This window comes from Cecembia calidifontis, from assembly GCF_004216715.1.
Taxonomy (GTDB): Bacteria; Bacteroidota; Bacteroidia; order Cytophagales; family Cyclobacteriaceae; genus Cecembia_A; species Cecembia_A calidifontis.
On sequence record NZ_SGXG01000001.1, the window covers coordinates 4,834,768 to 4,848,510 of the forward strand.

The following is a 13,743-nucleotide window of genomic DNA, read 5'->3' on the forward strand; positions in this document are numbered from 1 at the left end:
GAAAAATGGCCTGAGCAAAAGATTTAAATCATCCTTAAGTTCACTTAGGCACCCCTACATAGTACAGGTCAAAGCCTCCCTTACCTCCCGGTCGGTTGGAGGAAAATATCATCGGGTTATTTTGAAACATTTCTGATGGGGAAATAATAGGCCTGTATTCGTCAAACTCAGAATTAATAGGATGCCCAAAGTTAACAGGACTAGACCAGCCCTCTGCTGTTTTCTTGGCATAATAAAGGTCATATCCTCCCAATCCACCAGGTCTGTCCGAAGCAAATACAAGCTTATCTCCCAACACAAAAGGCATATGGTCATTGGATGAAGTATTGATGGATAGCTTCCTGATTTCCTTGGGTGCGGAATCAGCCAGAAATTCCAAAGGTGTCATTCCTGTTGGAATGTCCATCTCATAAATATCAAATTGACCATCCTTATCCGAACTAAAGAGTATTTTTTCAGGAATTCCGTCTCCGTTCAAATTTCCCTTGATAAATTCCTTCCCATAAAAACAGGGATACATTTCATTAGAGGAATCTTCTTTCATACGAAAGTATGGGAGGCTATTGGAATTTAATGAAGTTACAGGCTTTTGAGGTAATGAAGTAATTGAATGTACTCCTTCATAATTACGAGAAAACAATAAAATCATATTATCTTTTGCTTCTTGATAACTATAAGGCCCCTTTTCATCAGAGGGAGATGCTGTACTTTCTGCTAACCTTTTTATACTGGTATATTTAGCAGTTTGAAAATTTGGACTCAATTCTCTTACTGCAAATATTCCCTCCTTTTGATCCCAAGAAAAAGCAATATTGAAAGTCAATAGATTAAAATCATTGCCAAATGGACCAGGTCTATTGGTTGAAAAAACAAATTCAATCCTATCTTCAAAAAAATGGGCATTTGAATTGATATCATCTGAGGAAGAGTTTATAAAATCAAGGTTTACTGGTGTCACAGGAAATGAACCTTCAGGATATTTGATTCTATCGCAACTGGCAAATAGAATAACTATTATTAATAAAATGTGATTTTTCATAGGATACCAGTTATCATTCTTAAATTATTGTTGTAATTGGAATTAGATCCATTGGGTTGAAACACACCAGAAGCATACCAAGCATTTGCACCACCATTCCAGCCCCAATTCATATAAAACCATGAATAATGCCACTCTACGCAGCCATCTGTATCACAATTGTAAGATTTATAATTATGTCTCCTATATCCATCACTTGTCCATATGTGCCATTCTGTAAAAACATTATCATGACCATAAAAAATAGCTAGATAACCTTGAGACAATTCATTTCTTAACAAATTAGGATTAAATGTTGAAACACTTCCATTAGATTGCATCCCCATAGCTGTAAGGGCAGGTCTAATACTTGATGGCAAAGTCATACCATTACAAGTTCCTAAAAAGTAAAAATCAGTATTTGCTGAAATCGCTACTGAAAGCATCAACCCGATAACAAAGCATTTAAATAATAAATGTTTGTTTGTTTGTTTTCATAGTGCATTATTTAATTATGTCAATATAAACTATAACTTTTTAATAACCAACTAAAAAATAAAATTTTTAACGCTGTATTAAATGGGATCAGGCCTTAATTGAAACATCATAAGTCACAAAAGAAAATGGGTTTCTTTTTTTGCCAAGTAAACTTAATTTTAACCACAATTCACAAGATCCCAAAAAACCATGAGCAAAACTTACCTTTCCCTCTGTATTTCTTTAACCCTGTTCCTTTGCGTCCATTTTCTCTCCTTTTCCCAAAAACTCCCGGAGGCCAATGAACACTTCAAAATAGGGATGGCAGGATATACTTACCATAAATTCGACCTGGACAGGACTTTGGACGACCTGGCCACCAATCAGGTCAAATACCTCTGCATCAAGGATTTTCATTTGCCCTTCAACAGCTCCGAACAGGAAATCGCCGCTTTCCACCAAAAACTGGCGGAAAAAGGGGTGACCGGCTATGCAGTAGGCCCTATCTACATGAGAAGCAAAGCGGATGTGGACAATGCTTTTGACTACGCAAAAAGAGTTGGGGTAAAACTGATCGTAGGGGTACCCAATCACGAGCTCCTCCCCTACATCAATGAAAAAGTGAAGGCCTATGATTTCAAATATGCCATCCACATGCACGGGCCTGATATTGCCCTTTATCCGGATGCCGATGATATCTGGTCCCATATCAAGGACCTGGATCCGAGAATGGGCATGTGCCTGGATATAGGCCATACTGCCCGGAACGGAAAAGATCCGGTAGCCGATCTGGAGAAATACAATGACCGTATATTTGACATGCACATCAAGGATGTCACAGCGGCGAGCAAGGAAGGAAAATCCATAGAAATCGGAAGAGGCATCTTAGATATCCCCGCCTTGGTACAGATGCTGAGAAAAACCGGTTATTCCGGGGTGTGCAGTTTGGAACATGAACGTAATTTTGACAATCCTTTCTCCGGAATCGCTGAATCCATCGGGTATTTCCGGGGCGTGATTGTAGCGACAAAACAGTAAATGTCTTACAAATAGCCCGCTTTCGCGGCAAGATGGATCAATGAGGCGACATTTTTGGCCTCAAATTTCAGCATCAGGTTTTTGCGGTGGGTGTCCACGGTGGTAGCACTGATAAAGAGTTTTTCAGCAATTTCCTGATTGGTCATGCCCTCTGCGATTTGGTCGAGCACCTCTTTTTCCCTTCGGGTTAAAACAGGTGCTTCTTTTTCCAAATTGCTTTTCAAAACCTGTGAGGCATCAAAACTCAGGTAGGATTTGAAAGCTTTGGCCGCCTGTATCGCTTTGAGCAGTTCTTCTTTATTGGCATTTTTTAAAACATAGCCGCTTGCCCCGCTTTCTATCATTTTTTCCACAAAACTGCGCTGATTGAAGGTGCTAAGCCCCAAAATCCGAATACCAGGGTACCGGCTTTTTACTTCTTTACAAAGCTCAATTCCAGACATTCCCGGCATACTGATATCCATCAGAATCACCTCAGGCTCTTGTATTTGAAGAAATGCCAAACAGGATTCCCCATTGGTCGCATGCCCCATCCACTCTATAGACTCCTCCTGCTGCAGCATGGAACGTATGCCCTCAATTACGAGGTAGTGGTCATCAACTATAAAAAGCCTTGTTTTCATGGCAATTCAATTTCAATATGGATACTGCTTCCCTTTCCCGGAGCGGAGTCCAGTGTAAACTTTGCATTCAGGTATTCCAATCGGCTTTTAATATTGGACCAACCGATCCCATTGCTGAGCAGCATCTTGGAGTGCTCAAATCCCTTACCATCATCTTCCACGTCCAATAAAACCTGTTTTCCTGTTTTCGTAATCTGCACCAGGCCATTTCTGGCTTCTGCATGTTTGAGGATATTATTGACGAGCTCCTGTACGATTCTGTAAATGGAAATAGAAGAGGTCTGATCGATTGGCTCTCCCTGAAGACCGAATGACTGATAGCGGAGATCGATCACCCCAGTCTGATTGATGTCTTCGCAGAAATCCCTCAAAGCCGCATCCAAACCAAATTTGATCAGGTTTTCCGGCATCAAATTATGGGCAACCCGCCTCATTTCCATTATAGAGGTATCCAACATATCCAGGCTTCTTTCGAAAAGCCGGGCATTTTCATGGGTAAGGACAAGATTGCCTTTCATCGTTTGGAATGAAAATTTAATCCCTGAAAGTAACCCGCCCAACCCATCATGGAGCTCCTTGGCCAATCTGCTCCTCTCCTGCTCTTCTCCTTTGATGACAGCCTCTGCGGCGGTCAGCTGTTTTTCTGTTTCGAGTTCCCGGATACGTTGCTCCTGAAGCCTTTGTTTGTGCAGGTTTTTCCTTTGGATCAAAAGTCCAATAATGGTCAAAGAAGCTGCCAATATAACCAGGATCCAGATGACCAAGATCCTTTTTTGGCTTATTGCCATTTGGGCTGCATTTTCCGCTTCCAGGTTCAGGATTTGGTTTTTCTGTTTTTCAGATTCATATTTTTTTTCAAGTTCGAGAGTTTTTTCCTGGATTTCGTCATTGATTATTTTATCTGCCAGAATTGAAGCCTCTTTCATGAATTTTCTTGCCTTGCCAATATCATTCAAAGCAAAAAAAACATTGGAAAGATGCAGTAAGGATTTTTGCCTTTCGACCGGGAAGTTATTTTCATCGGCCAAATCCAAAGACTGATTGATGAGATCCAAAGCTTGTTGAAACTGTTTTTGATACAATCTCGCAATACTCAAGCCCCGTAAAGCAATTATTTTCCCATCCTTTCTGTCCATTTGTTCAAACAATTCCAAAGCTTTACTAAAGTTTTTTTCCATATTCAAAAAATCTTGGGTTTGCTCATAGCTATCCCCTAAATTCAATAAAGCTGTACCCTGTATGTTGAAATCCCGGATTGACTCTCCTAATTTCAAAGCCCTGTAATAAAGCGGAATTGCTTTCTCGTTTTGGCCAAGCCTCGAATAAGGAAGGCCCAAATTATTCAGGACAGTTGCCAGTATGATTGGATCATTGGCCTGCTCATAATAGCTTAAAGCTTCTTTTCCCACCTCAATAGAGCGCTGGTGCCACCCCAAATCTGAGTAAAGGATTTGAAGAAGGTTTAGGATAAACCCCTTCATATCCTCTTCCCCAATCTGATCAAAAACCATTTTGCCCTGTTGATAATATTCCGCTGCAATTTCATATTCGGACAGGTAGCGATAAACCGTCCCGGTATTCAATAGGGCCTTGCCCAAATGCAGGGAGTCCTGAATCTCCTTAGCCAGGTCAATGGCCTTTAGATTGTAATAGAGGGCAGAATCAAATTTTCCCTCCATATTGAGGACAAAAGTGTAATTATGGGCAAATTTGATTTCCCCAACTGGATAGCCGATTTTTTTGCTCAGATCGAGTGCCCTGCGGTAGTAGGACTTGGCCAGTTCCGGTTCTGAATTCTCCACTTGCTGTCCGATCAGATAATATAGTTCCACGGTGGATTTTTCCTCCTTGGCATTGGGCAAAAGACCCAGAAGACTGTCCAAATTCAAAACCTGTTGCCCAAACAAAGATGGGGAAATCAACAGGGATATCAGGAAAAACAGTCTTTTCATAGGGGCTGATCGGGAATGGCTTATTATCCCCAATAATCTACTCAATTTCTTCAAGGATTCCGCAATTAGAAAGGCTAATGTTTTTTTCAAACTTACCAATTTTCATTTCCTGACTTCTCCCTGTTTTACAGGATTTTTAGCAGGTGAAAAATCCTGCTTTTACGGGATAGAACGAGGATCAAAAACCCTCTAAATTTCCAAAAAATCAATCTTGGCTCACCATGAAAAATTTGCTGTTTCTTTTCTTGATAGGGTTACTTCCAACATTGGCAATGGCGCAAAAGAATGTAGTCCCTGTATCCTCCATCCCGGCCTTCGATATTACATTACCTAAAGGAAGCAAGCAGGACAAACGTTTTTTATCGGTAGCAGCAGCGGCCTCCTTATTGGAAGCCGAAATCTCCGATCCCAAAGTCAAGCTTTCCGGAACAGAAGTGTACATCCTTCCTTCGAGGTCGGCATCGGGTTTTGTAGCGGATTCTTTGCTGATGTTGTTGGAGAAGTCAGGATTCCAGGTCAATCCCCTTGACAATGACAATTTTGCCTGGGTAAGCAAGCAGGGAGTGACCTACTTCACCTTCCTTTCTTTGGATGAAAAGGCCAGCAATCTGTACCTCGCCAAAGCCAACAAATTGCCGGATAACAGATCAACTCCATCCACAAAAACCGGAAGCGCAAACAATACAGTTGCCTTTCCTGACCATATTCCACCATTGCCACCGGTCAGAAATTCCAATCCAATTAAAAATCAATAGCCATTAATCTCTTGAACCTAAAAGCATGTGAATGCAAAGTAATCCCTAAACTTTAATTCCTATTAAGACACTATCCTACACTGTATGAAAACCAAAAACCTTCCCGAAGAAGTGATGGTTTACTATACTGAAAGGAATGCTTCTACCAGACTTTGGTATCAACAACCTATAGATGAAATCAACGAAATGCTAAAAAATCTAAGTGAAAAGGAGCTTTCAGAACCTGCCATTATTGCCAGTGATGGTAGCGGTTATCCTTTAGATAAGTTTGTGGAATTAGGGAGTCCCTATTCCTTTATCCTGATCAGACCTGATTTGTCTTATTACAATACCAAGCTCCCGCTTTCTGCTCCCCAAATGTTCAGCATTGTCCTTACCATCAGTCATGGTGATCCGGTATTTGAACATATTTACAGCACAATTTCTAAAGGCATTGAGGAAAATATCCCCCAATTCAAAGCCCTTTTGGCAGATCAATCGCAGGTGACATTTAAAAAAAAAATAACCTGTTTGATTTACATTTTTCATCGTACCGTAAAAATCACTGGAAATGAAGGCAAGCAACTACTTTTTCTTTAATTCCATTTTTAAAAGCAACTTATCGGCATCAATAACAAGTTAAAATTTCACGCTGCGATCGCAGCGGCTACCCTGCGCCCGCTGCGAGAAACCAATTATTATTTGAAGTTTTGCGAATTTTTAATTTAAAGGATGACTTTTTTAAAAGGCCTTGAACAATGCCTTATTTCCAGGGTATTGGCAAAAGAGCCCTAAACCCATCTCTTTTTATAAAATCCCCTTTTTACAGGATGTCGGAGGCTCCTGGAATGCATTAGCTTTCCTAAAAATTCTGCTATGAAATTCCTGTTGACAATTCTGTTTTCCATTTCACTCATGTTGGCTTTTGGCCAAAGTTCAGCACAGAACAATCCCAAATCTGACAGTTTGGACATTAATCTCAGACCTGTCTACGACATCGACAGCAACCGCTACGAGGTGATCAAAATCGGTAATCAGTACTGGTTCAAAGAAAACCTGAAGACTACACATTACAGGGACACCACACGCATTTCCGGTGGATTGGATGACACAGCCTGGTCCAGTACCAAGTCCGGCGCGTATGCAGCCTATGAAAACAATCCCAAGAATATTTCCAAATATGGCCTGCTTTACAATGGCTATGCCGTCGTCACAGGAAAACTTTGCCCCATTGGCTGGCATATTCCAAGTGATAAGGAATGGCGGGATCTGGAGCAATTTCTTGGCTTGGCCGCCTCTGAACTGGAACGGACAGGGGAAAGGGGAAATATAGCCCCAAAACTTAAAACAGGTACCGGATGGAACCCTTCTTCATTCACAGGGGACAATTCCAGCGGTTTTGGGATACTCCCTGCAGGTTCCAGGATCCCTAATGGGGAATTCACCACAATGGGGCAGTACGGAAATTTTTGGACTTACACGGTGTATGATGACCGGTATGGTCTCTTGTATCTCTGGAACCACCATGTGCATTACAATACAGATGCTGTAGGAAGAATTTACACGCTCGCAAACAACGGCTATTCCTGCCGCTGCATCAAAGACCAAAACCCAAAATAATTGGGCTTACTAAAATACTAAAATGAAGAATATTCCAAACTCCATAACATGAATGCCATATGAAAACCCTCAAGATTTCAAGATCCGTTAAAGCATTCTTTATCGTGATTGCTGTTCTGTTCTTCAGCATACAAGCAGAAGCACAGGTCAAGGAAGGAAAACAACCCCCTTTGAAAGGGCTGGGGTCAAAATTCAAGGAAAAAGCCATTCCGGAAGTACTGGGAGGAAAAAAGCAAGATGAAAAAGAAAGCAATTCAAAAGGAAAAAATTCTGAAAAGAAAGAAGGGCAATCTGAAGAAGAGGTAGAAGATCCTGAAGAAGAAATTTTTGATGAAGATGAGGAGGATATTGACAAATTGGCGGATAAGATGATCCGGCAACTGGGACATAACCCAGATGACGTCAAAAGGATGATGGAAGAAGGCCCCGAATCCAATCCAAGAATGATTCCTGAGCCGGACGAAAAAGTATTGGCCAGTATAAAAGCCACACCTAAGAATGGAGCAGAGCTGTTGAATTATATCAAAAATTTCGAAAACGGCGCAGAGCGGGCCCTCAGTCCGCAAGCAAAAAAGGAGGTGACCCCCCATTTGAACAAAGGGCTTCAGACCAAAGAAGCTGCTTACATGATGTGGCTGGTAGGTAAACAAGAACCTGCAGCTTATCTCTTGCTGAAAGCTTCAATCTCAGATCCACAGGATGAGGTTCTTCTTAGCAATCTTTCCTCAGTCATCACTATGGCAGGCTATGCAGAAAAAAGCATTCCGATCCTTGAATACCTCTATGCAAAATATCCCCAAAGCAGTATCATCAACAACAATCTGGGACAGGCATGGCTCAGTCTCGGTCAAGTTACAAAAGCTAAACCATATCTGGAAAAGGCTGTAACAGCCTATGAACAACACCCTGAAGCAAACCGAAGCCTGGCCAGGATAGCATTAAAGGAAGGTAATCATACTATGGCAAAGGTCTATCTTAAAAATGCACTAAAAGGCGGATTTTCACAGGAAGCTTACTACGAATTAAAAGACCTCGATCCTGGCCAAACTCAGGAAAGAATAGAGTCCATTAAAATAAATCACCAGGGTAAACACAAAGAAATTGCCATTACGAAACGGTTTACAATGCCAAAAGTACCTGAAAATGTACATGTAGCTTTAAGCAGGGAACAGGATATTGCAGATTTTTTTCATGGGCTCCAACTTACCCTTGAGGCATTGAGAGCAAAGTATCCATCTGCCACAGATAATATACTTACCGGCTACAGTAATATAAGTAATCAAATGGCAATCAACACCAAAAAAATGAACAGTCTTGAAGATGTTCAGAAACAATATCAATTAGCTGCCCAAATTTGGCACCCTTTTAAAATCCAGGCTCAAGAAGTGTTGATGGCTGAAATTGATGATTCCTATGCGAGCAGTTTTACAAAAAGGATAGAAAAGTTACAAAAATCCAGAGATGCTCAGATAGACGCAATGGAGAAATCGTTTGGTCCTGAAATCCAAAAAATAAATGAAACCTCCAATAGAATAGCTGTCCTGGAAGACGGTAATGGTTCAGGTAGTGAAATTAATGCGCTGATAAAACAATTGTGCGAAATGAGAAAGCGCTTAGAAAAATCAAGAATGGAAAAATCAGCTGCAATAAACAATGCATTTGTACATGAAATGGAATCTTTAGCATTTCAACAATTGCAAGAGTTAACCTATTGGTATACACTCTACTTTCTACCTCAGGATCCTGTAGAGTTTAACTATGCCTTATACGGTGATTACTTGAATACATTAGCCAAACTTCAGAAATACTACCCATACCCTGTTGTAAATTATGATGAAATTGGTTGCGATTTAATTCCAAAAGAATCTCCTAAAGCAAATGGAAAGATGTCAGTATGGGAGGACTCGCATTGCATTACCTACTGGGATCTTGATTTCCACTTTGTAAAAAGTAAGTTTACCTGCAAGGAAGCGACCGTAGGCGGTAAACTTTATGATATAGAATTCGGAGGTGGACAAAAATATGACCCATCGACATTAGAAACTGTTGAACATTCTTTATACCTAGGAGGAAAAGTCCGAGAAAGAGGAGTGACTATGGGAAAATCACTGGAATCAAAAATTGGAGCTGAACTGGTGACGACAGTGAAACTGGATGGGAATTTTCAGCTTAAAGACATCATTGTAAAAGCCTCAATAGGAACAGAATTGGGATTACATGTCCCTAAATCAACAGACCCAAATGATAGCGGTCTCGATATCAGACAGGCAGCATCGATTGGGGTTTCAAAAGAATATGAAATATCCATTTTAAGTGGCTTCAGAGGAGATGTTCCAAAAGTAACTACCGTAGGCAACATCTTCAATCAATAAATATTGCCCTGCACGGCTTTTTTTTACATTAATATCCTGAAAAAAAGGGATGGTGCAGGGCTATTGATAGACTTAAATTTAAGGATAACAAGCTACCAAAACGCCATGAAAGCTCTAGGATTTCAAACCAATTTTCTCAGAACAAGCCTACTTAGGACTACAATGATTACTACTATTTTTTTTGGAACAATTGTCAGGACATTTCCCCAACAAGCTGAAAAATATGGGAATGTAACCTTTACTGCCCCCAAAGATTGGATCAGAAATACGGCAGCAGGCTACCTTGCCTTCACCAAGGTCGATCAAAATTCAGGTGAATTCGCCAGGATCATCCTTTACCAGGAAGAAAAGTCCTCCGGCTCCCTGGATGTGGATTTTAAAGAAGATTGGCAATCCTTGGTTGTAAAAAATTATCAGCCCAAGGAATTGACCGATTTTTTCAAGACTTCCTTCAATTCCAGTTGGAATGCAATCGTGGGTGTTGCTCCTTATACCTACCAAAACCAAAATCAGGCAGTAGTCCTGGTGACTATTTCCAATGGAGAACGGAAGACAAGCTATGTCTTCCTCAGCAATTCAACCACTTATGAAAAAGAATTGGAAGCTTTTGGCAGTTCCATGGATTTTTCTGATCCGTCGATAGTTGCTAATGCCAATAAAAAAGAGCAAAGCAAACCTTTACCCAAAGAACTGATGATAGACCAACAGCTTTTGGGAAAATGGAACAGGTCAGCCTCTATTTCACCGCTTTGGGTCAGTCCTGCCCATTGGGGCACATCAGGTTACACTACCTGCCGCTATAATTTTTTGGACAACGGTACCTATGAATACACCGAAAGGAATTTCAGCAACTCCTTTGAATCCATCATTGTGGTGAGGGAATTTGGAGATTACACAGCGAGGGATGGCTTACTTACTGTCAACCCCAAAGAAAGCTGGGTGGAAAAGTATACCAAGAAAAACGGGGTGGATGAATTGGGTGCCTTGGAAGAAAGAAAAAGCAGGGCTTTGGAATCTACCAGTTACAGGTATGGATTCCATTTTTTTGAAGGGATCCAATTGTGGAATCTGGTATTACAGGCGGATAAACCCACAGCAAGAGACGGTAGTTTCAGTTCCAACACCGCCTATTCCAACGCCTATTATTTTGACAGAAGGTTTACTGAATCAAACCTGCTCAAATAAGTTAAAATGTCCAGTGCCATGAATAAATCCATGCTGTTTTTTTGCATTTTGATTTTTGGCCTGATCCGAATAGGATGGTCTCAAGAGCCTTGTCCTCCCGGTTTTTTGACCATCAGGTGGACAAAGTCTGATGATTTTACAGATCCCACTGGGATAGATAAAAATAACCGCCTAAATGCAGCCTTCCTATCTTCTCAACCAGCAATGATTCCCCGTCTAAACAAAGCCTTGGATTGGTTCAAAAGACATGAAAAATTACTGGATGGTGCATTTAGGGTTTGGTCAAGGAATCATTTTTCACCTGGAAATCCACATCCTGATGCACTTGCCAGTGATTCTTGGTATCAATCCACCGGAAGGTTGGGACATTATTACCTTTCTATCAGTTCAAGATTTACCTCTTGTGAGGGGGAAAAAGCTAAAGAATATCTTGGTCCGGCATGGGTACATATCCGTTTCAACCATTTCGACCATATTGCCACTACTATCAGGACAAAAGATGGACCCTATCTCCTGAATGGAAAACCGATTTATGAAATTCCGGAATTACATTCTTCCAATGGAAGAATTGATTATTATGAATACCCGGGAGATGCTCCTGATTATGTGGTGAATTATACCGGTTGGTGGTTTAAACATGCATTTATTCTCCGAAATTCTGAGAAGCCTTTTTTTATACCTTTAACCCAAAGGGAATTTCTCCAGGAGTACTTGATTGGATTGGAGAAATTTTATCTGGAAGTCAGAAATCTGATCGTCAACCATACCCAAGTATACAGTCCTGAAGAAATACTGGCAGAACGGGACGCCCGAATTGCTGAAATTAAGAAAAATGCCGAAGAAAGAGGTTTATCGCAAAATAGCCTGGAACATTCCCTGAAAACGACAGAAGAATTTTATAGAAATAAACTGGAGGAGGAGAAAAATAAAATCTCAGTTCAGTCTGCTGAAATTGATAAACAATTTAAAGAAAGTACCAATTTAATTAAGGAGTATTTGGACACCCAACCGGAGTCCATATTGAAAAAACCGATCAGAAAGTTTGATATCATTTTCAGTTATGAAGTTGCCGCCATCCAACATCTTCTTGAGGAACTGAATGCTCCTATGCCTGAAAGGGTATGGGGACTCAATACGCAGATTGTTTATATCAATCCGGAGTATTTTGATGCTACCCTTTCCCCTGATGTACCCCAAATGATTGCATTGGAAATTGTCAACCTGGAAAATACTCACCTGCATCTCAACCGCCTCGCCTACTACCTAAGGGAAAATTGGGATTTTGGGGAGTTAATGGAATTGCTGAAATAACAGCAAAAAAACATCATGATTATTTGTTCTAAATGAGATAATAGCAGTCAGAAGAGCGGAGACCCATGGATTTTTTTTTGAAAAATTCAATTCAGCCAGGCCAATTTTTCAATCCAAATCCATTGAAACTGTTTCAATGAAAAGTCAAATTGCTTACTTTTCCACTTATGGACAAATCCCTCCGACTCAGATTCCTTATACTCATATCCTTTATTGCTTTTATCAGTCTTGGTCTACCCGATGGATTACTGGGAATTGCCTGGCCTTTTATTTCTAATAAACTGGGAATTCCTCTGGACAACCTCGGTGTACTCTTGATGTTTTTTGTGGCGGGCTACCTGAGTTCCAGTTTGACGAACAGTAAAATCATGTCCAAAATCAGTCTGGGTTGGCTCCTTGCGTTCAGCTGTTTTCTTACAGGGACAAGCTTATTTGGATTTGCGGTTTCGGATTACTGGATTTTTCTGATTTTTTCGGTCTATTTTCTTGGTGCCGGAGGCGGGGCCATAGACACTTTGCTCAATATTTTTGCCTCTGCAAAATTCAGCCCCAGTGTGGTCAATTGGCTCCATGCTTTTTATGGTATCGGCGCCACCTCAGGCCCTCTCATCTTGACCTGGTTCTTTACCATGGGGCACACCTGGAAATCAGGTTATTTCTTTGTGGGTTCCATACAGATTTCCCTTGGCATCCTGTTCTTACTTACTTCCAAGATGTGGGCAGTAAAAGAGGATAACAAAGAAAGCAAACAAGAAAAGATATCTTACCGCTTGACCCTCCAAAAACCCTTGGTCTGGCTGAGCATTGTGATTTTTTTCATATATACAGGACTAGAGGTAAGTGTGGGCCAATGGTTATTTACCATCCTGACCAAGTCCAGGACTATTCCGGAAGAATCAGCAGGCTTATGGGTAAGTACATTTTGGGGAAGCCTAACCATCGGGAGGATTTTATTCGGGTTCCTATTGCAAAGAAACAATGCCATTCAGGTACTGTATATAGCCATGGCCGGGATCATATTGGGGGCGGGGGCTTTTATGACTGATCTATCCACTTTAATGAGCTTCACAGGAATCTTTTTAATTGGATTTTCTTGTGCTCCTATTTTCCCTTCGATGATAGCCCTGGTGCCAAACCTTTTTGGGGAAAAGTTTGCTGCCAATATTATTGGTTTCCAAGTCTCTGCAGCCATGATTGGAGGAGCTATTCTGCCGGCTGTTTCAGGTTTTCTTACAGATACCTTTGGTTTGGAAATCATTCCGGTCTCATTCCTGATCCAGGCAATTTTTTTGGCCTTATCCTACGTTTTTCTCATCAAAAACCTGAAAATCAAATACTGAAATATTTAAATTTCATCATTCGTCCATACCTGATTTTCACCAGTTAAACGGCTGATTTTTCATTCGGTCGATT

The 13,743-nt window shown here is 40.8% G+C and carries 12 protein-coding genes; 8 read left to right on the forward strand and 4 right to left on the reverse strand.

From position 1 onward, the window contains the following. Window positions 1-40: 40 nt before the first annotated feature. Together BC751_RS20905 and BC751_RS20910 are read right to left on the reverse strand one after the other, a co-directional pair. Entirely contained in the window at window positions 41-1,039 is a 999-nt protein-coding gene (locus BC751_RS20905) for a TolB family protein (protein WP_130277292.1), read from the reverse strand. Next, entirely contained in the window at window positions 1,036-1,464 is a 429-nt protein-coding gene (locus tag BC751_RS20910; protein WP_130277293.1) for a C10 family peptidase, read from the reverse strand. The genes BC751_RS20905 and BC751_RS20910 overlap by 4 nt, the downstream gene beginning before the upstream one ends. Before the next feature lie 241 nt (window positions 1,465-1,705). Between BC751_RS20910 and BC751_RS20915 the strand changes: the two genes are divergently transcribed. Then, complete coding sequence (locus BC751_RS20915; RefSeq protein ID WP_130277294.1) at window positions 1,706-2,533, forward strand: sugar phosphate isomerase/epimerase family protein; 828 nt, start codon at window positions 1,706-1,708, stop codon at window positions 2,531-2,533. Window positions 2,534-2,538: 5 nt separating this feature from the next. Here the strand turns inward: BC751_RS20915 and BC751_RS20920 are convergent, their stop codons facing one another. Together BC751_RS20920 and BC751_RS20925 are read right to left on the reverse strand one after the other, a co-directional pair. Then, window positions 2,539-3,156, reverse strand: a complete 618-nt coding sequence (locus tag BC751_RS20920; protein ID WP_130277295.1) for a response regulator — start codon at window positions 3,154-3,156, stop codon at window positions 2,539-2,541. Further along, window positions 3,153-5,108, reverse strand: a complete 1,956-nt coding sequence (locus BC751_RS20925) for a tetratricopeptide repeat-containing sensor histidine kinase (protein WP_130277296.1) — start codon at window positions 5,106-5,108, stop codon at window positions 3,153-3,155. Before BC751_RS20925 ends, BC751_RS20920 begins: the two co-directional genes overlap by 4 nt. 221 nt (window positions 5,109-5,329) lie before the next feature. Between BC751_RS20925 and BC751_RS20930 the strand changes: the two genes are divergently transcribed. The 7 genes from BC751_RS20930 (at window position 5,330) to BC751_RS20960 (ending at window position 13,670) form a co-directional block, all read left to right on the forward strand. Next, window positions 5,330-5,863 (forward strand): hypothetical protein, encoded by a 534-nt coding sequence (locus BC751_RS20930; RefSeq protein ID WP_130277297.1) that lies wholly within the window; start codon window positions 5,330-5,332, stop codon window positions 5,861-5,863. Window positions 5,864-5,947: 84 nt separating this feature from the next. After that, window positions 5,948-6,442, forward strand: a complete 495-nt coding sequence (locus BC751_RS20935) for a hypothetical protein (protein WP_130277298.1) — start codon at window positions 5,948-5,950, stop codon at window positions 6,440-6,442. A 276-nt stretch (window positions 6,443-6,718) separates the two neighbouring features. Then, entirely contained in the window at window positions 6,719-7,462 is a 744-nt protein-coding gene (locus tag BC751_RS20940) for a fibrobacter succinogenes major paralogous domain-containing protein (RefSeq protein WP_130277299.1), read from the forward strand. A gap of 59 nt (window positions 7,463-7,521) precedes the next feature. Further along, window positions 7,522-9,834, forward strand: coding sequence for a tetratricopeptide repeat protein (locus BC751_RS20945; RefSeq protein WP_130277300.1), 2,313 nt, complete (start codon window positions 7,522-7,524; stop codon window positions 9,832-9,834). A gap of 105 nt (window positions 9,835-9,939) precedes the next feature. Next, a complete protein-coding gene (locus BC751_RS20950) occupies window positions 9,940-11,019 on the forward strand; it encodes a hypothetical protein (RefSeq protein ID WP_165389873.1) in 1,080 nt (359 codons plus the stop codon). Between the two features lie 18 nt (window positions 11,020-11,037). Continuing rightward, complete coding sequence (locus BC751_RS20955) at window positions 11,038-12,330, forward strand: hypothetical protein (protein WP_130277302.1); 1,293 nt, start codon at window positions 11,038-11,040, stop codon at window positions 12,328-12,330. Window positions 12,331-12,497: 167 nt separating this feature from the next. After that, a complete protein-coding gene (locus BC751_RS20960; protein WP_130277303.1) occupies window positions 12,498-13,670 on the forward strand; it encodes an MFS transporter in 1,173 nt (390 codons plus the stop codon). The last annotated feature ends 73 nt before the right edge of the window (window positions 13,671-13,743 follow it).

Bases quoted from the DNA above. Each gene is read 5' to 3' on its own strand.
- BC751_RS20955 (WP_130277302.1), top strand. From the start codon at position 11,038: ATGAATAAATCCATGCTGTTTTTTTGCATTTTGATTTTTGGCCTGATC.
- BC751_RS20940 (WP_130277299.1), top strand. From the start codon at position 6,719: ATGAAATTCCTGTTGACAATTCTGTTTTCCATTTCACTCATGTTGGCT.
- BC751_RS20905 (WP_130277292.1), bottom strand. From the start codon at position 1,039: ATGAAAAATCACATTTTATTAATAATAGTTATTCTATTTGCCAGTTGC.
- BC751_RS20930 (WP_130277297.1), top strand. From the start codon at position 5,330: ATGAAAAATTTGCTGTTTCTTTTCTTGATAGGGTTACTTCCAACATTG.
- BC751_RS20935 (WP_130277298.1), top strand. From the start codon at position 5,948: ATGAAAACCAAAAACCTTCCCGAAGAAGTGATGGTTTACTATACTGAA.
- BC751_RS20945 (WP_130277300.1), top strand. From the start codon at position 7,522: ATGAAAACCCTCAAGATTTCAAGATCCGTTAAAGCATTCTTTATCGTG.
- BC751_RS20910 (WP_130277293.1), bottom strand. From the start codon at position 1,464: ATGCTTTCAGTAGCGATTTCAGCAAATACTGATTTTTACTTTTTAGGA.
- BC751_RS20960 (WP_130277303.1), top strand. From the start codon at position 12,498: ATGGACAAATCCCTCCGACTCAGATTCCTTATACTCATATCCTTTATT.
- BC751_RS20920 (WP_130277295.1), bottom strand. From the start codon at position 3,156: ATGAAAACAAGGCTTTTTATAGTTGATGACCACTACCTCGTAATTGAG.
- BC751_RS20950 (WP_165389873.1), top strand. From the start codon at position 9,940: ATGAAAGCTCTAGGATTTCAAACCAATTTTCTCAGAACAAGCCTACTT.
- BC751_RS20925 (WP_130277296.1), bottom strand. From the start codon at position 5,108: ATGAAAAGACTGTTTTTCCTGATATCCCTGTTGATTTCCCCATCTTTG.
- BC751_RS20915 (WP_130277294.1), top strand. From the start codon at position 1,706: ATGAGCAAAACTTACCTTTCCCTCTGTATTTCTTTAACCCTGTTCCTT.